This window comes from Arthrobacter paludis (assembly GCF_056782315.1).
The window spans coordinates 31,978-49,034 of record NZ_JBXAEW010000004.1 but is presented as its reverse complement, the minus strand read 5'-3'; the positions used below and the strand labels follow the sequence as shown (position 1 = coordinate 49,034).

The following is a 17,057-nucleotide window of genomic DNA, read 5'->3' as shown; positions in this document are numbered from 1 at the left end:
CGGGCAATCGTTGAAACGTCCATGACTGACTCTTCCCGCCTGACCGTGGACATCTGGTCCGACATCGCCTGCCCCTGGTGCTACATCGGCAAGCGCCGCTTCGAGAAGGCCCTCGACTCCCTGCCGTTCAAGGATCAGGTCGACGTGGTCTACCACAGCTACCAGCTGGACCCGGTCCTGCCGGAGCGGTACGACGGCACGGAGAAGGAGTACCTGGCGCAGATGAAGGGCCTGCCGGCCGGGCAGGTCGAGCAGATGCTGGCGCACGTGACGGAGCAGGCCGCCGGCGAGGGCCTGGAGTACGACTTCGATTCCCTGCGGGTGGCCAACTCGTTCACGGCGCACCGCCTGCTGCACCTGGCCAAGGAGCACGGCGCGGGCCCCGCCCTGAAGGACGCGCTGCTCTCGGCGCACTTCGAGCGCGGCATCGACATCGGTGACCCGGACGCCCTGCGCGGGCTCGCCGCCGCCGCCGGGCTGCCCGCGGCCGAGACCGAGCGCGTCCTGGCCGGGGACGACTACGCGGACGCCGTCCAGGCCGACATCGCCCAGGCCCGCGCCCTCGGCGTCACGGGCGTGCCGTTCTTCGTCCTGAACATGAAGTACGGGGTCTCCGGGGCCCAGCCGGCGGAGCTCTTCGCGGAGGCCCTGACGAAGGCCCACTCCGAGCTCGCGCCCCTGACCATGGTCGCGCCCGACGCGGCGCCGGGCCAGGACGGGCCCGCGTGCGGCCCGGAGGGCTGCAACTAGCTACTCCCCGGCCTCCTCCTCGCGGTACAGCGCGGCCAGCTCGGAGCGCGAGGCGACCCCGAGCTTCGCGTAGGTGCGGGTCAGGTGGTACTGGACCGTCTTGACGCTGACGAACAGCTCCTCCGCGGCCCGCTTGTTCGTGGCGCCGGCGGCGACCAGGCGGGCGACGGCGGCCTCCTGCGCCGTGAGCGTCGAGAAGTCGAGGGCGTCGCGGCGGGGCGCGCTGACCCCGGCCGCCTGCAGTTCGCGGTCGCACCGCTGCACGTAGGCGTCGGCGGTCAGTGCCGCGAACGCCTCGCGGGCCCGGTTCAGCGGCCCGGTCGACTCGCGGCGCTTCCCGGCGCGGCGCAGCGTCTGCCCGTAGGCGTAGTCGACCCGGGCCCGCTCGTAGGGCAGCGCGAGGCCGCGCAGGTGGTCCAGTCCCCGTTCGAAGTGCGCGCGGGCCGCGTCCGGGTCGCCGTCGTTGGCCGCGATCCGGCCCTGCACGTAGGCGAGCCGCGCCTGCATCGACCGGTGGCCGCGGGCCCGGGCGCGCTCGACGTGCCCGGCGACGAACTCCTCGGCCTCGCGGGTCCGGTCCGACATGGCCAGGGCGTTGGCGTACGTGTCCTGCCAGGGCCAGAAGCCGGGCTCGTCCAGCCCGCGGGCGCCGTCCCAGGCGGCCACCGGGCCGAGGGCCTCGAGCACCCCGGCGTAGTCGGTCTTCGCCTCCGCCACGTGGGCGGCCGCCATCCGGTGGGCCAGCTGCATCATCGGGTAGTCGCCCGAGTCGGCGCGGCCCTCGGCCACGTGCCCGTCCGCGGCGCCCCACTCCCCGCGCAGGCCCAGGATCTGGGCCGCCGTCCAGTGCAGCAGCGGACGCAGCAGCTCGGCGCCGGTCTCCCGCTGCAGTTCGAGTCCCCGCTCGACGGTCTGGAGCGCGTCGTCCCACGCCCCGAGCTCGAACTGCGCGCGGGCCAGCCACGCGCTGGCCCACAGGGAGATCCGGTAGGACCCGGCGCTGAAGGCGGTGGACACCGCGCTCGCCAGGTCGTCGCGGGCCGCGTCGGGCCGATCCGTGGCCAGCAGGAGCCAGCCGCGGGCCATGCGCAGCCGCTGCACCTGGGCCACCCGCAGGCCGTCGACCCGCAGCATCGCGTCGTAGCCGATCTCGGCCTCGCGGGCCCGGCCCATGGCGGCGACGCCGAGGCCGCGGATCGCCAGCGACTCGCGTTCGGCGGGGCTGCCGGGCTCGGCGGCCGCGGCGGAGCGCACCGACCACTCCACGAGGTCCGGCCCGTCCCAGCGCGCGAGGGCGTGGAGCACGCGCCGCTGCGCCACCTGGGCCTGGGCCGCCCGGTCCCCCGACTCGAGGGCCTGCGCCCACCCCGCGGCCAGCCGCGCCTCCGCCTGCCGCTGCCGGCCCTGCAGGATCGACAGGTAGCCCAGGACGGCGTCGCGCTGCGGCGTGGCGGGCAGGTTCCCGATCTCGTCCTCGTAGGCCGCCGCACGCGGCACCTCGCCGGCCCCGACGAGCGCGTCGACGGCCTCGAGCAGCAGCGACTCGTGGCGGCGCCCGCCGGGCGTCAGCTTCCCGGCCGTGACCAGGGCGTCCGCAGCGCTCGACCAGGCTCCGGAATCCGCCTGCCGGCGGGCGAAGTCCTCGAGCTCCCCGGCCAGCCCGGAGTCGGGCAGCAGGCACGCCGCGGCCCGGTGGGCCAGGGCCCGGCCCTCGTCGCGCACGACCCGCCCGGCCGCGTCGTGCAGCGCGATCCTGCGGACCAGCGGGGTGGCCGCATAGGCGGCGGCCCGGTGCACGTCGCTGGGGAACAGGAGCTGCCGGCTGCCGACTTCTCCGGCGATCCGCAGCAGCCCCGCGTGCCGGGCGTCCGCGACGGCGGGCAGCGGATCCGCCAGGCCGGCCAGGCTCGCGGCCTCGAAGACGCTGGAGGCCGTCCCGAGCACGGCGGCGGACTCGACGAGGGCCCGCGTGCCCGCGTCCAGGCGCTCCAGCGCGGCACCGACCTCCCGTGCCAGGGCCAGCGGCGCCGGAAGCTCGCGGTGCCACTGCCGCCACAGCGCCGGCGGGTTCTCGGCGAGCAGGTCGAGCACGTGGCGGGGGTTGCCGCCGCAGTAGGCGGCGATCCGGTGCGCCGCGGGTCCGGGCAGGTCCACGCCGGCGTCCCTGGCCAGCTCCGCCAACACCCCGGCCGGCAGCACGCCCACCTCCACCGTGGCGGCCAGGTGGGAGCGCATCAGATCCAGGAACGGCGCCGGCAGCCGGTGTTCCTCGGCGTCCCTGACGGCCAGGACGGCGAGCCCGCGCCGCCCCGCGACGCGCCGCAGCGCGTAGGCCAGCGACCGCAGGGAGGCCTCGTCGGCCCACTGCAGGTTGTCCACGACGAGGATGGTCGGCACGCGGGACTGCCCGGCGAGTGCGGCGAGCAGGCGGGGTCCGCCGTCGGCCCGGGGGGCCGCCGGACCCGCAGTGGGGGCCGCCGTGTCGGCGGCGCGGCCCCCGGCCCCGGCCGCTTCGGCCTCCGGGGGGAGCAGCTGGTCGAGGACGCCGCCGTCGACCCCCGTCTCCCACGCGCAGCCCGCGGCGCGCAGGACCCGGGGCGGGCGCGGCCCGGCCGCCATCCGCCGCTGCAGCCACGCCTCGACGAGGTGGGTCTTGCCCGCCCCCGCAGGCCCGGAGACCACCGCGATGCGCGTCGCGTCGGAGGCGGCCCCGTCCCAGAGGGCGTCGAGGGCGGCCAGCTCCCCGCTCCGCCCGAGCGGCGGTGGCGGCAGGTGGGACGTGGGCACTGGTTCTCCTGTCGGGGCTTCTCCCGTCGGCGGTGGCGGCCGGAGGCCCCGCGGGCTCCCGGCGTTCCATCGTACGCGGGGCGTGTGGGGCGGACCACGTCCGCGCCGCGGACGCGCGCGTCCCCGGGACCCGTGGTCCGGGTCCCGGGGACGGGAGCGGCCGCGCTACTTGGCGGCGGCCACCGGCTCCGGCCGGGCCGCGCGCACCGGTTCGGTGGACTCGCCGCGGCGCGGCACCAGCGTGGTCACCACGGCCCCGGCGACGGCGACGGCGGCGAAGACGTAGAACGCCGTCGTGCTCGGGACGCCGGCCGACAGGAGGAACCCGCCGACCAGCGGCCCGGCGATGCCGCCGAGCCGGCCGAACCCGGCACACCAGGCGACGCCGGCGCCGCGCGCGTTGCTGGAGTAGTAGTTGGAGACCAGGCCGTACACCAGGACCTGCGTGCCGATCGTGCCGATGCCGGCGGCGGCCATGAGCGCCAGGAGGACCCCGAACGGCAGGCCGAGGGTCAGCAGGACCATCGCGACGGTCGCGAGCAGGAACGTGGCGACGACGACGCGCTGCGCGCCGAACCGGTCCGCGGACATGGAGGCCGCGACCCCGCCGACGATGGCCCCGGCGTTGAGCACGAGCAGGAACAGCAGCGCGAAGTCCTTGCCGTAGCCGAACTGGCCCATGATCTCCGGCAGCCAGGTGTTCAGCCCGTACGTGAGCAGCAGGCCGGAGAAGCTCATGAGGCCCAGGAGCAGGGTCGGCAGGGCGTAGCGGCGGGTGGCCAGCGCGGCGAACCCGACGCGGCGGGACGCGGCATCGCCGCCGGACGCCGCGGGCGCCGCCGTCGTCTCCCCCGCCCCGGCGGGGACGGGCACGTCGAGGACGATCCCGGTGCGCGTCGCGATCGCCTGCGCCTGCTGGACCTTGCCGCGGGCGAGCAGCCACTGCGGGGACTCCGGGAGGAAGGCCAGGGCCAGCGGCAGCAGGAACACGAGCGGCAGGGCGCCGATCCAGAAGAGCCCGCGCCAGCCGACGCCCTCGAGCAGCACGATGGCCAGCAGGGAGGCCAGCACGCCGCCGGCCGGAACGCCGGAGTAGACGATCGCGTTGTACAGGTTCCGGGACTTGCGCGGGGCGAACTCGGCGACGACGGCGCCGGCCGTCGCGACGAGCGCACCCACGCCGATGCCCGTGATGAACCGGCACACGCCGAAGGCCGCGACCGAGGTGGTCATGGCGGTCAGGCCCATGCCGACCGAGAACCAGACGATCCCGGCGATCATGGTGCGCCGCCGGCCCAGGTAGTCGCCGATGGCGCCGGTGGTCAGCGCGCCGACGAGCACGCCCATCAGGGCGTAGCTGCCGAGGGCGCCGGCCTGGGCGGGGTCGAGGGCGCCGAGCTGCGAGGGGTCCCGCAGCAGCGTGGACACGACGGTGCCGTAGACCACGAGGTCGTAGCCGTCGAAGATCAGGGCCATGGCCGCGATGGCCACCACCCAGCGGACGGTCTTGAGCTGCTGCGGCGTGGCCGCGGGGGCAGTGAGGGACATGATGACTCCATCGTCAGGGAAGGGCATTCCGGGAGGCCGCGCGGGGGTGGCGCGGGTGGAGCGAAGACCCGGCTGGGCCGGACGCGCGGGGTGGCGCGGGTGGAGCATGGGCACCGGCGGGGCCGGACGCGCGGGATGGCGCGGCGGGCCGGGCACCGGCACGGGTGGGGCGCGGGCGGTGCGCCCGGCCGGCCGGAACGTGGCCGGCCGGGGCGGCCGCCGCCCGGGACCGCGGGTCCCGGGCGGCGGTGGCGGGTCTAGCCCAAGTCCCCGCCGGCCACGGGCAGCACGGTGCCCGTGATGTAGGAGGCCTCGTCGGAGGCCAGGAAGGTGATCGCGGCGGCCTGCTCGTCGAGCGTGCCGTATCGCTTCATCAGGGACGAGTCGACGGTCTGGTCCACGATCTGCTGGTACCAGGCGCGCTCGCGCTCGTCCTGCGGGGAGGGGCCGCGCTTGACGCGGCGCTCCGGCGCCTCCGTCCCGCCCGGGGCGGTGGCGACGACGCGGATCCCGTGCGGGGCCGCCTCCAGGGCGAGGGAGGCCGTGATGGCCCGGACCCCGCCCTTGGCCGCCGCGTACGGGACGCGGTTGACCCCGCGCGTGGCGACGGAGGAGACGTTGACGATCGTCCCGGAGCCGCGCTCGATCATGCCCGGCAGGGCGGCCCGGCACGTCCACAGCGTCGGGAAGAGCGACCGGGTGATCTCCTTCTCGATCTCCTCGGGCGCGTAGTGCTCGTACGGCTTGGCCCAGATGGTCCCGCCGACGTTGTTCACGAGCACGTCCACGCGGCCGTGGGCCTCGACGGCGGCGGCCACGGCCGCCTCCGCGCCCGCGTACGTCTCCAGGTCGGCGGTGGCCGCGACGGCCTCGCCGCCGGCCGCGCGGATCGACGCGGCCGTCTCGTGGACGAGCTCCGCGCGGTCCACCAGGACGACGGCGCCGGACTCGGCCGCGATGCGCCGGGCGACGGCCTCGCCGATGCCCTGGGCCGCGCCCGTCACGACGACGGCCTTGCCGGCGAAGCGGCCCGGGTGGAAGCCCGCGTCCGCGGCGGCCGGGGCCGCCGCGGGGCGCGCGGTGCTCACGCCCCGGCCTCGGCGGTGGCGTGCAGCCCGTGCTCGTGGCTGACGCCGACGGCGAAGCGCTCGTAGTAGAAGTTGGCCGGCTCGACGCCGGACTCCGCCCAGTACTTGCGGACGGCGTCGACCATGGCGGGCGGGCCGCAGAGGTAGACGTCGACGTCGCCGTCGTTCAGGTGCTCCGGCAGCAGGTGCTGCGTGACGTAGCCCTTCTTCGGCGCCGCGGACTCCTGGTCCGCGACGATCGAGTCGAACGTGAAGCCGTTGATCGACTTCGTGTACGCCTCGAGCGCCTCGGTCTCGACCAGGTCGTGGTCGAACGTCACGCCGTAGGCCATGTGGATCGGGAAGCCGGGCTGCTCGCCGGACGTCGCCAGCTTCTCCAGCATGGACAGCTGCGGGGCGACGCCGGTGCCGCCCGCGAGGAGCAGGACCGGGCGCTTGACGTCGCGCAGGAAGAAGCTGCCGACCGGGCCCTCCAGCGTCAGCTGGTCGCCGACGGCGGCGCGCTCCTTGAGGTACGTGGTCATGACGCCGTCGGGGGCCGTGCGGACGAGGAACCGCAGCTCCTCCTCCTCCGGGCCGCTGCTGAACGAGTAGCTGCGCTCCTCGTCGGTGCCCGGGACCTTGATGTTCATGTACTGGCCCGGCAGGAAGTGCAGCTGCTCGCGGTTCTCCACGGAGAGCGTGATGCCCGCCGTGTTGTCGGCGTACCAGTGCAGCTTCTCGATCGTGGCCTTGAACTCCTGGATGCTCGTCTTGGCCATCTCGGAGGTGCCGGGGATCTGCAGGACCAGGTCCGACTCCGGACGCATCTGGCAGGGCAGGCAGTAGCCGGCGTCGGCCTCGTCGTCGGTGAGGGCCTCGTCGATGTACTCGCCGCCGTCGTACTTGCCGGACTCGCAGAAGGACTTGCAGGTGCCGCAGGCACCGTCGCGGCAGTCCAGGGGGATGTTGATGCGCGCCTTGTAGGACGCATCCGCCACCGTCTCGTGGGGCAGGACGTCGATAAAACGGGTGATCCCGTCCTCGAAGCTCAGGGCGACCTTATGTCCCATGGTGTTCTCCTTGGCTTCGTTCTAGATGTGGTAGATGTCCACGACGTGGTGGATGTAGTCGTTCTTGAGCACGACCTTCTTCTTGAGGATCAGCGGCTGCGATCCGGAGAGGTCCAGCGTGTAGAACGACGTGCCGAAGTAGGTGTCGACGTTGTCGTAGCGGAAGTAGAGCGTGAACCAGTTGAAGCGGATGTCCACCTGGTCGCCGCGGTGCTCGACGATCTCGACGTTGGTGATGTTGTGTCCCGTGCGCGGCTCCGGCAGGCTCGTGGCGCTGGAGCGGTCCGTGCGGATGCGGAAGACGCGGTCCTCGAGGCCGCCGCGGTTCGGGTAGTAGATCAGGGAGATCTCGGACTGCGGGTCCCCGGTGGTCTCGCCGTTGTCGTCCCAGGCGGGCATCCAGAACTCGGCGTCCTCGTGGTAGCAGTCCACCCAGCGCTCGAACTCCCGGTCGTCCAGGAAGCGGGCCTCGCGGTAGAGGAACTGGCGGATGCGCTCGAGCTCGACGGCGCGCTCGGCGGCCTCCGCGTCGGTCTGCGGTGCGGCAGCGATGTCGGTCATGTTGGGTCCTTCGGTGTGCGGGGCCGGCGGTCCGGCCAGGAGGGTGTTCCGGCGCGGGCCTAGTGGCCGCAGGGGGAGGACGACGGCGCGGCGGCGGCGGCCGGGTTGGCGGCCCGCTCGGCGGCCTCGCGCTCCTCGGCGGCGACGGCGTTGCGCATCGTCTCGGCCCAGTAGCTGTGCTGGATCGGGTAGAGGCCCTCGTCCTCGGTCTTGGCGCCGCTCGAGAGCGGGTTCAGGCCCAGGCCCTTGGCCGTCTCGTCCGGCCCGTTGAGCTGGTGCGTCACGCCGCGGGACATGTCGTTCCAGGGCGCCGTCTTGGCGAGGTAGGTCTTCTGGCAGGAGCGGAACTCCTCCAGGTCGTCCGGGGTCGCCATGCCGGTCGCGTTGAAGAAGTCCTCGTACTGGCGGATCCGGTTGGCGCGGGACTCGGCCGACTCGCCCTTCGGGGCGATGCAGTAGATCGTCACCTCGGTCTTGTCGACGGAGATCGGACGGAAGTGGCGGATCTGCGACGAGAACTGGTCCATCAGGTACACGTTCGGGTACAGGCACAGGTTGCGGGAGGCGCCGACCATGAACTTGGCGCGCTCCGCGCCGAACTGCTCGGTCCACTCCTCGAGCTTGTCGTAGTTCGGGCGGTCCTGCGGGTTGCCCCACCACATCCACAGCAGCAGGTGGCCGTGGTCGAACGAGTAGTAGCCGCCGCCCTGCTTGCCCCAGGTGCCGGCGTCCATCGCCTTGGTCTCGTTCTTGGACTCGCCGACGCTGCGCCGGGCGGTCGTGGCCGCGTAGTTCCAGTGGGTCGCGGAGACGTGGTAGCCGTCGGCACCGTTCTCCGCCTGGACCTTCCAGTTGCCGTCGTAGGTGTAGGTGGAGGAGCCGCGCAGGATCTCCAGGCCCTCCGGGGACTGGTCGACGACCATGTCGATGATCTTCGCGGAGTCGCCGAGGTGCTCCTCGAGCGGCTTGACGTCGGCCTTGAGGGAGCCGAACAGGAAGCCGCGGTAGTTCTCGAACCGGGCGACCTTGGTCAGGTCGTGCGAGCCGTCCTTGTTGAACTGCTCCGGGTAGCCGCCGTCGCGCGAGTCCTTGACCTTGAGCAGCTTGCCCGTGTTGCTGAACGTCCAGCCGTGGAACGGGCAGGTGAAGTTCTTGCGGTTGTCCGTCTTGCGCCGGCACAGCATCGCTCCGCGGTGGCTGCACGCGTTGACGAGGCAGTTCAGCTCGCCGTCCTTGGAGCGGGAGATGACGACCGGCGTGCGGCCGATGTACGTGGTGAAGTAGTCGCCCACGTTCGGGATCTGCGACTCGTGGGCCAGGTAGACCCAGTTGCCCTCGAAGATGTGCTTCATCTCCAGCTCGAAGATCTCCTCGTCGGTGAAGATCTCCCGCTTGGTGCGGTGCACGCCGTTCGCGGCGTCCTCGACGACGGCGTCCTCAAGGCGCCGGCTGACGTTCTCCAGGGTCTCGGTCATGGTGTTCCTCCATTGGGCGTATCTGCCGCGCCGGAAACCGGGGGGACCGGGTCCGGCGAAAAAGCCATGCGAACTACTCTGCAGGCTTGTGCGAGGCGTCACACTAGGCGAATACCTAGGGCTGACCTAGGCCCCCTAATCAGAGGAGATTCCTCTCAATCGGGCCTGAAAAAGTATTTGTCGGCTCCCAGTCCGAATCGGTAGCGTGACCCGGACCACTCGATCGGGAGGACACCCATGACCGCCACCCGGGCAGAGGCACGCCCGATGCCGCCCCGCCCGTCCTGGCGCCACGTCTCCGCCTCCGCCGTCGTCGCCGGCTTCGTCGCCGTGGCCATCTCCTACGCCGGACCGCTCCTGGTGGTCCTCGGGGCCGCACAGCAGGCCGGCCTCGACCCGGCCCACACGGCGTCCTGGGTGTGGGCCATCTCCGTGGGCAGCGGCGTGGTCTGCGTGGCGATGAGCCTGCTGACCCGCCAGCCGGTCGTCGTCGCCTGGTCCGTGCCGGGCGCGGCCTTGCTGATCACCGCCCTCGGCGACTACTCCTACGCGGACGCGATCGGCGCGTACATCGTCGCCGGCGTGCTCACGGTGGCCCTGGGCGCCACCGGCCTGTTCGGGCGGCTCATGGCCGCCCTGCCCAAGCCGATCATGGCCGGCGTGCTGGCCGGCGTGCTGCTCCCGTTCGTCCTCGACGTCGCCGGGGCCGTCGTCGAGCGGCCCCTCGCGGCCGGCGGCCTGGTGGCGGCCTACTTCCTGGGGCGCAGGTTCGTCCCCCGCTACGCGGTGCTGGTCGCGCTCGTCGTGGGCACGCTGCTGGCCGTGGCGACGGGCGGCACGACGGCGCCGCGCCTCACCCTGGACTTCACCTCGCCCGTGTTCACGGCCCCGTCGTTCGACCTGCAGGCCATCATGGGGATCGCCGTGCCGCTGGTGATCGTCACCATGGCGGGACAGAACGGGCCCGGCCTGGCCATGATGCACTCCAGCGGGTACGCAGCCAACGACCGGCTCCTGTTGGGCGCGGCCGGCGCCGCGTCCGTGGCGTTCGCCCCGTTCGGGGCGCATGCCATCAACCTCGCCGCGATCACGGCGGGGATCTGCTGCGGGCGCGAGGCGCACGAGGACCATGCCCGGCGCTACGTCGCCGGCGTCTCCTGCGGCGTGTTCTTCATCCTCTTCGGGATCGCGGGGCAGAACATCGTCCAGTTGCTGGGCGCGGTCCCCGACCAGCTGGTCGCGGCCGCCGCGGGCGTGGCCCTCATCGGCGCGCTGCAGGGCGCGTTCGCGGACGTCCTGGCGCCCGCCCCCGGCGGCGGGCCGGCCCTGGAGGCGGGGGTCGCGACCCTGGCGGTCACGGCCTCGGGCGTGGCCCCGTTCGGCATCGCCGCCCCGTTGTGGGGCTTCGCCGCCGGTGCCGCCGTCTACCTCGTGTTGGGCTTCCGCCGGGCCCCGCGGCGCGCTACTGCCGCAGGGCGCAGGTGAGCCGGCCGCTGGACTCCTCGACGCTGTCGGCGGGCACCAACCGCTGGTAGCCGGTGCCGACGATGAGGTCCACGGCGTCGGTCGTGCGCTCGGAGTCCCCGACGTACATGGTGTTCCGGATGTGGCGCTGCAGCGTCAGCGCCTGCGCCCGACCGCCCTCGCCCGAGACGACGGCGCCCACGATCCCGGGCGTGCGCAGCGTCGCGTTGCCGATCTCCCCCACGCGGAAACCGCGCCGCTCGAGGTCCCTGGCCGCGCGGTCGGCCAGCCCGGTGAGCCCCGTGGCGTTGTAGACGTTCACCGTGACCTGGGAGGGGTCCAGGTAGCGCTGGTTGCCGGCGGGACACGCCGGTGCGCCGCTGGCCGGCGCGGAGGAACCTGCCCCCGGGGACGCCGACGACTCGACCGCCGGCCCCCAGCCCGGGACGACGAGCCGGCCCGTCGAGACCAGCCACGCCCCGACGAGCGCGGCCAGCACCAGCAGCACCAGGAGCGCGAGCACGAGACCGTGCCGGAACCGGCGCCAGAAGCGGCTGCGGCGCACGGCCTCCCCGTCCTCGACGAAGGTCGCCGCGAGGTCCTCCTCCGTGACGATGTGGTGCCCGTGCCATTCGCGCTCCGCGGGGGGATCGTCCCAGTCCGCGCCCTCTGGTCCGCGCAGCCCGTCGTCCCCCTGCCGGTCCGGTCCGCCCGCCACGTCAGTCCTCCAGCACCAGCACGCGCGCGTGCATCACGGACCGGTGGTGCAGGGCCGTCCGCACGGCGCGGTGCAGCCCGTCCTCGAGGTAGCGCGTCCCGCGCCACTCCACGACGTGCGGGAAGAGGTCCCCGAAGAATGTCGAGTCCTCGGACAGCAGCGCCGCTAGGTCGAGCGTGCTCTTGACCGTGACGAGCTCGTCGAGGCGCACCTGGCGGGGCGGGACGCCGGCCCAGTCGCGGGGGGTGGCGTAACCGTGGTCGGGGTACGGACGGCTGTCGCCGACGGCTTTGAAGATCACGCCCCCAGCTTAGGGAACCGGGCCGGGTCCCGGCACAGGAACGGGCCCCTCCCCACGGAGTAACGCGGATGCCGCCGATGTCAAGGAGTGCGCAACACACAGACACACGGCGGAACAGCACGTAAAGACCGCTACCCTCCGGTAGAGTGTCGGTCCTACCGTGGGGCCATGACTACCGTGCGCACCTCAGTCCCCGTTCTGGACCTGTCCACGGCGCGCGGCGCCGACGGCCGGTTCACGCCGGCGTTCATCGACGCCCTGCGCGACGCGACGCACCACGTCGGCTTCTTCCAGGTCACCGGCTACGGCGCCCGGGAGGGCCAGCCGGCCGAGCTGCTGGAGACCATCGCGGAGTTCTTCCGGCTGCCGCTGGACCAGCGTCTGGCGCTCGACAACCGCAAGTCGCCGCAGTTCCGCGGGTACACGCGCCTGGGCACGGAGAAGACCCAGGGCCGGGCGGACTCCCGGGAGCAGATCGACTACGGCCCGGAGCGCGAGCCGCTGGCCGAGGTCCCCGCGGACCGCCCCTACCTCAACCTGCAGGGCCCGAACCAGTGGCCCGACTCCTTCCCGCAGCTGGAGCGCGTCGCGATGGAGTGGGCGGAGCTGATGTCGCGCATCGGCGCGGAGCTGCTTTCCGCGATCGCCGTGTCGCTGGGCCTGGAGGAGGACTACTTCGCCGAGCCGTTCGAGGGCGCGCCGGCGTGGATGGGCAAGCTGGTGCACTACGTCGGCCTGGGCGGGGTCCCCGAGGCCGGGAACCAGGGCGTCGGGTCGCATGCCGACTACGGCTTCGTCACGCTGCTCCTCCAGGACGCGATCGGCGGACTGGAGGTCAAGCCGTACGGCCAGGACGAGTGGATCACCGTGGAGCCGATCGAGGGCGCGCTGGTGGTCAACTTGGGCGAGATGCTCGAGGTCGCCACCAACGGGTACCTGATGGCCACCATCCACCGCGTGACGGCCCCTCCGGCCGGCGTCGACCGCTACTCCGTGCCGTTCTTCTGGTCGCCGCGCCTGGACTCCGTCATCGATACCGTGCCGCTGCCGCCGGAGCTGGCCGCCCAGGCGCGCGGGGTCTCCGACGACCCGCAGAACCCGATGCTCTCCTCCTACGGCGCGAACGTGCTCAAGGGCTGGCTGCGTGCCCACCCGGAGACGGCGCGGATCCACTACCCCGAGCTGTCCAAGTAGGCGCACGCCACCCACGGTGGTGGCGGCCGGTCCGTCCGTTCCACGGACCGGCCGCCCGGGCGCCTGGGCGGGCTGCCTCCCGCCGTTGCGCCCCGGAAGGGGGAACCCCGCGTCAGCCCGCGATGAGCTTCAGCGTCCGCGTGGCGAGCGTGTTCCCCGTGACCCAGTGGTGCCAGTCCACCCGCAGGGAGTACTCCCCGGGCACCGTCGGATGCAGCAGCACGTCGTACCGTTCGGCCGCCCCGGTGGACACGGTGTGCGTCGTGATGTGGTTTTCGATATCGGGATGCATGGAGGTCGGAAGCGAGGGCTGCCCGGGCTCGTAGGTGCAGCGGTAGGGCCGGCCGTCGTGGGCGATGAGCTCCGCGATCGGTGCCGGCTCCCCGTCCGGTCCGTAGAACGTCATCCTGAGCGGCAGGTAGTTCGCGTCGAGCAGCCTCCAGAGCGTCGGCGCCTTCCCTCCGCCGTCCAGGTTGATCGGCAGCTCGGTTGGCGCCCACACCACCTCGTCCCCATAGCGCCGGGAGCCAAGGAGCCCGCCGGCGATGTAGAAGTGCTGCGGCTCGAAGCGGTTCAACCCGACGTCCTCCCCCGAGAGCCCGGCGGCGTGGTGCAGCGTGTGCCAGCGGCGGTCGATCGAGAACGGGATGATGATCGCCTCGGTGGCGATGTCGTACTCCGGCCCGTCCGCGAAAGCCCGCCGCGTCCCGGGCGCGACCGGGAACTCCGGCAGCTCCACGGGATCCACGATCAGCGGGCCGAGCAGGCCCATCTGCGCGTGCAGCGGCGTGTTCACGTGGCAGTGGTAGAAGTACGTCCCGGCCGTGCCGCAGTTGGGGTCCCCCGCCTCGCCGAGTTCGGGCTTCCACTGGTACGTGTACTTGCCCTCGACCTCGAACGAGGTGTGGCCGACGCCGTCGTTCCGCGGGTCCGGCTCGAGGCCGTGCCAGTGGATCGTGTGCGGTCCCATGCTGGGGCTGAGGGTCGCGTGGAAGATCTCCCCCTCCTTCATCCGCAGGGTCGGGCCCGGGAAGCCGCGCCCCGACTCTTCGGAGTGGAACACCCACATCTCGACGTCGAGCCCGTCCGGGAAGCGCATGTCCCGGGCGCTGAGGTCCAGGAAGACCTCCTGGGTGGCCGGCTCGAGGTAGTCGGTCGCGGGCTCGAGCACGTTCGTCTGCTTCGACGCGAAATCCACCTGCGACTCGAAAAGGTGCTCGTCCTCGTCCGGTTCCTCGGTCGGCGACGGGCTCGGCTCCGCGGTCTCGGTGGGCTCCGCCGATTCCGTGGGCTCCGGCGTCGGCTCCGCGGACCCGGTCGGCTCCGCGGGCTCGGTGGGCTCCGCCGACTCCGTGGGCTCCGGGGCCGGCCACTTGGACTCGTACTCCCGGCGGAGCTGGTCGCGGGCCTCCCGGCGCGTGGCCGGGTCCTTCTTCTCCAGGCCGCGGCCGGCCAGCAGCGCCGTCACCGCGCTCCATGTGGTTGCCATGGCTCTCCCCCTAGGCCTTCAGTGTCCAGTGGGCCACGAGCCCACCCGGGTACAGGCCGCCGGCCGCCGTCTGGGACGGCTCGGCGTGACAGTGCATCGGATACGACCAGTCCTCGGTGCGCGAGAACCACACGCTGTCGGTCGCGTCGGGCGGGCGCTTGACCGGGATGATGCAGTCCTTGCGGTCCATGGGCGGCACCTTGACCGTGTCCTCCCACTGCTGCATGCAGACCTTCCCGTCCTCGTCCACATAGCCGTATTCGCGATCCCACTCCTTGTTGTTGCGCCGGAGCGTCCAGAGGTGGTTCCCGTGGAAGTGGATCTGGTGCGTCACGAGGCCCGGATTCACGAGGCGGACGAGCTGGCCCGAGCGGATGGTCCCGGCCTCGATGTCCTCCCCGAACTGCGTCACGTCGACCTGGCGCGGGTAGCCGGACACGAGCGTCTCCTCCCGGGTCGCCCGGTTCGTGCCGCCGTCGAGGCAGTGGCCCAGCGACTCGTAGCCGCTGCGGTCGTTGAGCAGGAAGAACCGCGGCACGGCCGGCGTGGCCGCCGGGTCGACGGTCCCGCCCCCGGCGGCGATCGACGCCCAGTTGGAGCAGACGACGTGCGTGATCCACAGCCACTCGCGCTCGAAGGCCGCCTGGTCCGGCGAGACGCGCCACGCGTCGTCCGCGTCGTGCACGACGAGGACGCCGAACAGGCCGAGCGCTCGCTCGACGGGCGCGTTCGTCGGGTCGTAGTAGATGTACGTGCCCGGGTACGGCGCGTCGAAGGCGAGCTCCCCGCTGCCGCCGGACGGGATCGGTCCGGTCGTCACGTCGGCCCCGCCCTCGCCTGCCCCCGCGACGCGCAGCTCGTGCGTGCCGGTGAGGCCGTTGAAGACGCGCAGCCGGACGGTGGCGCCGCGCTCCGCGATGATGGTCCGCCGCGGGAAGTAGCTCGCCCAGTGGCTGCGCCGGACCAGGTACTGCCCCGGGTTGGCCGGGTCGGCCGCGGCCGGCAGCGGGGTGCCCTCGGCCGGCGCCTCCGCCCCCAGCGGGTAGGTCCTCGATTCGACCAGGCGCCCGTCCTCGGTGAAGACCCGCGGCGAGATGGTCAGGGCCGGCGACTCCGAGGTCCGCTGGGTCGGGTGGTCCCCGAAGCCGCGGCAGTACTCCAGCGAGTCGTCGACCATCTTCGTGTAGCCCTCGTTGACGTACAGGTCCAGGACCCCCGGCAGCGGTTCGGCCTTCGTGACAGCCGAGGCGGCCAGCAGGAACGCCGGGGCCGCCGCTCCCGCGGCCGTGGCGGCCGGGGCGACGGCCTGCTGCCCACCCAGGGCACCGAGGAGCCCCGCCCCGGCCACCGCGCCGAGGCGCAGCGCGTCGGCGCGGGCGATCCCGGGGGACGCCGCCACGGTCCGGGCGGCGTGCTGTGTCTGGTCGTCAGGCATGGCTGCCCTCCAGGTGTCCGGGCCGCCAGTGGACCGGCGGCAGCGGCAGGCCCAGCGCGTCCGCGCCGGGATCGGTCAGGTCGTCGAGCTCGGCGGCGAAGCCGGTCGCGTCGGAGGGCACCAGGAAGCTGGCGTGGACGGCCAGCGTCCCGCCGGCCGCCAACAGGCCCGAGCGGAAGTCGTTCCAGCGGTTCACGAACGGCCACGGCATGGTGTTGGCGCGCAGCCGCAACTGCCCTGCGGAGAACGGCAGGTCGGTGTCCGTTTCGTTCGTCAGGCGCAGCTCGACCAGGACGTGGTCGCCGAAGGTCATGTTCAATGGCTGCGGCGAGCGGCTTCCGGCCACCGCATGCCCGGCGTGGCCGCTGTCCGCCCCGGGCGCCCCGGACAGCCGGGACTGGCGTTGGGCCGACCAGACGGTGGCCGTTCCGAAGCCGGTATGGATGGTGGTCGCCCCGGCCGGCGTGGCCCCGGCGAGGCTGGCCCCCAGAACGACGGCCCCGGCGCCCAGCAGCGCGGAGGCCCCGGCCGCGAGGCCGAAGGTGCGGCGCGAAACCACGCGCCGCGGTGGTACATCCGGTGGTGGTTCGAGGGCGTCCTCGAGCAGGACGCGACCCCCCATCGTCGCGTGCATGTGGATAAATCCTTTCCGATGCCCCATTCATCGGAAGGGCCTCCCCAGCGCCGTTCCCCAACAGCGTGCGGATAATCCCCCCGGCTCCCCAGCCACCGCCAGTATGAGGTAGGACACACCCCCCTGTAAAGGGGTATATCCAGACGTTGTGAAAACAGCTAGTCAAGTCGGCGGCCGGAGCAGGCAAGGCCGGGGGCAGCCACCGGTGAAGGGACTGTTAAAGCCGGAAGCCCCGGTCCAGGGACCGGGGCTTCCACAGTGGCGGAGGATGGGGGATTTGAACCCCCGAGGGCTGTTAACCCAACACGCGTTCCAGGCGTGCGCCATAGGCCGCTAGGCGAATCCTCCTTGGCGCTCGAAGAGCACGATCCAGCCTAACGGATCGCCGCGGATTATCCCAATCGGGGCTCTGGAACGCCCCGTCTCCCAGGATCGGGTAGACTGTTTGCCGGCCCCCCGTGTGGTGTCATCCCGTCGAACTCCCCCAGGACCGGAAGGTAGCAAGGGTAGATGGGCTCTGGCAGGTGCATGGGGGGTCTTTACTTTTCCCGGACACGATCC

Annotated in this window: 14 protein-coding genes, 1 tRNA gene and 1 other RNA gene; 4 read left to right on the top strand and 12 right to left on the bottom strand. The window is 72.8% G+C overall.

Going from position 1 to position 17,057, the window contains the following annotated elements:
* Nucleotides 1–21: 21 nt before the first annotated feature.
* Nucleotides 22–750: a DsbA family oxidoreductase gene (locus AC1Q5D_RS04410; RefSeq protein ID WP_481737354.1), complete on the top strand. Its 729-nt coding sequence runs from the start codon at nucleotides 22–24 to the stop codon at nucleotides 748–750.
* Here the strand turns inward: AC1Q5D_RS04410 and AC1Q5D_RS04405 are convergent, their stop codons facing one another.
* From AC1Q5D_RS04405 to benA, 6 genes are all read right to left on the bottom strand, one after another.
* Entirely contained in the window at nucleotides 751–3,537 is a 2,787-nt protein-coding gene (locus tag AC1Q5D_RS04405; RefSeq protein WP_481737353.1) for a helix-turn-helix transcriptional regulator, read from the bottom strand.
* A 165-nt stretch (nucleotides 3,538–3,702) separates the two neighbouring features.
* Nucleotides 3,703–5,085, bottom strand: coding sequence for an MFS transporter (locus tag AC1Q5D_RS04400; RefSeq protein WP_481737352.1), 1,383 nt, complete (start codon nucleotides 5,083–5,085; stop codon nucleotides 3,703–3,705).
* Between the two features lie 257 nt (nucleotides 5,086–5,342).
* Nucleotides 5,343–6,173: a 1,6-dihydroxycyclohexa-2,4-diene-1-carboxylate dehydrogenase gene (locus tag AC1Q5D_RS04395; RefSeq protein WP_481737351.1), complete on the bottom strand. Its 831-nt coding sequence runs from the start codon at nucleotides 6,171–6,173 to the stop codon at nucleotides 5,343–5,345.
* Complete coding sequence (gene benC / locus AC1Q5D_RS04390; RefSeq protein WP_481737350.1) at nucleotides 6,170–7,225, bottom strand: benzoate 1,2-dioxygenase electron transfer component BenC; 1,056 nt, start codon at nucleotides 7,223–7,225, stop codon at nucleotides 6,170–6,172. The genes AC1Q5D_RS04395 and benC overlap by 4 nt, the downstream gene beginning before the upstream one ends.
* 21 nt (nucleotides 7,226–7,246) lie before the next feature.
* Nucleotides 7,247–7,786, bottom strand: coding sequence for a benzoate 1,2-dioxygenase small subunit (gene benB / locus AC1Q5D_RS04385; RefSeq protein ID WP_481737349.1), 540 nt, complete (start codon nucleotides 7,784–7,786; stop codon nucleotides 7,247–7,249).
* A 59-nt stretch (nucleotides 7,787–7,845) separates the two neighbouring features.
* On the bottom strand, nucleotides 7,846–9,261 hold the full coding sequence (gene benA, locus AC1Q5D_RS04380) for a benzoate 1,2-dioxygenase large subunit (RefSeq protein ID WP_481737348.1): 1,416 nt from the start codon (nucleotides 9,259–9,261) through the stop codon (nucleotides 7,846–7,848).
* A gap of 237 nt (nucleotides 9,262–9,498) precedes the next feature.
* On the opposite strand from benA, the gene AC1Q5D_RS04375 reads away from it, so the two are divergent.
* A complete protein-coding gene (locus tag AC1Q5D_RS04375; protein WP_481737347.1) occupies nucleotides 9,499–10,746 on the top strand; it encodes a benzoate/H(+) symporter BenE family transporter in 1,248 nt (415 codons plus the stop codon).
* On the opposite strand, the gene AC1Q5D_RS04370 is transcribed toward AC1Q5D_RS04375, so the two are convergent.
* The gene (locus tag AC1Q5D_RS04370; RefSeq protein WP_481737346.1) at nucleotides 10,724–11,443 is read right to left on the bottom strand and encodes a LytR C-terminal domain-containing protein; all 720 of its coding nucleotides are present in this window, start codon (nucleotides 11,441–11,443) and stop codon (nucleotides 10,724–10,726) included. The two genes, AC1Q5D_RS04375 and AC1Q5D_RS04370, sit on opposite strands and share 23 nt — an antisense overlap.
* A gap of 1 nt (nucleotide 11,444) precedes the next feature.
* Nucleotides 11,445–11,744, bottom strand: coding sequence for a type II toxin-antitoxin system VapB family antitoxin (locus AC1Q5D_RS04365; protein WP_481737345.1), 300 nt, complete (start codon nucleotides 11,742–11,744; stop codon nucleotides 11,445–11,447).
* Between the two features lie 168 nt (nucleotides 11,745–11,912).
* Between AC1Q5D_RS04365 and AC1Q5D_RS04360 the strand changes: the two genes are divergently transcribed.
* A complete protein-coding gene (locus tag AC1Q5D_RS04360; RefSeq protein WP_481737344.1) occupies nucleotides 11,913–12,938 on the top strand; it encodes an isopenicillin N synthase family dioxygenase in 1,026 nt (341 codons plus the stop codon).
* Nucleotides 12,939–13,050: 112 nt separating this feature from the next.
* Here the strand turns inward: AC1Q5D_RS04360 and AC1Q5D_RS04355 are convergent, their stop codons facing one another.
* The 4 genes from AC1Q5D_RS04355 to AC1Q5D_RS04340 form a co-directional block, all read right to left on the bottom strand.
* Complete coding sequence (locus AC1Q5D_RS04355; RefSeq protein ID WP_481737343.1) at nucleotides 13,051–14,427, bottom strand: multicopper oxidase domain-containing protein; 1,377 nt, start codon at nucleotides 14,425–14,427, stop codon at nucleotides 13,051–13,053.
* A 10-nt stretch (nucleotides 14,428–14,437) separates the two neighbouring features.
* Complete coding sequence (locus AC1Q5D_RS04350) at nucleotides 14,438–15,862, bottom strand: multicopper oxidase domain-containing protein (RefSeq protein ID WP_481737342.1); 1,425 nt, start codon at nucleotides 15,860–15,862, stop codon at nucleotides 14,438–14,440.
* The gene (locus AC1Q5D_RS04345; protein ID WP_481737341.1) at nucleotides 15,855–16,496 is read right to left on the bottom strand and encodes a hypothetical protein; all 642 of its coding nucleotides are present in this window, start codon (nucleotides 16,494–16,496) and stop codon (nucleotides 15,855–15,857) included. The genes AC1Q5D_RS04350 and AC1Q5D_RS04345 overlap by 8 nt, the downstream gene beginning before the upstream one ends.
* 259 nt (nucleotides 16,497–16,755) lie before the next feature.
* Nucleotides 16,756–16,844: transfer RNA gene (locus AC1Q5D_RS04340), tRNA-Ser, on the bottom strand.
* Between the two features lie 99 nt (nucleotides 16,845–16,943).
* Between AC1Q5D_RS04340 and ffs the strand changes: the two genes are divergently transcribed.
* Nucleotides 16,944–17,040: signal recognition particle sRNA small type (ffs, locus tag AC1Q5D_RS04335), an RNA gene on the top strand.
* Nucleotides 17,041–17,057: the final 17 nt, after the last annotated feature.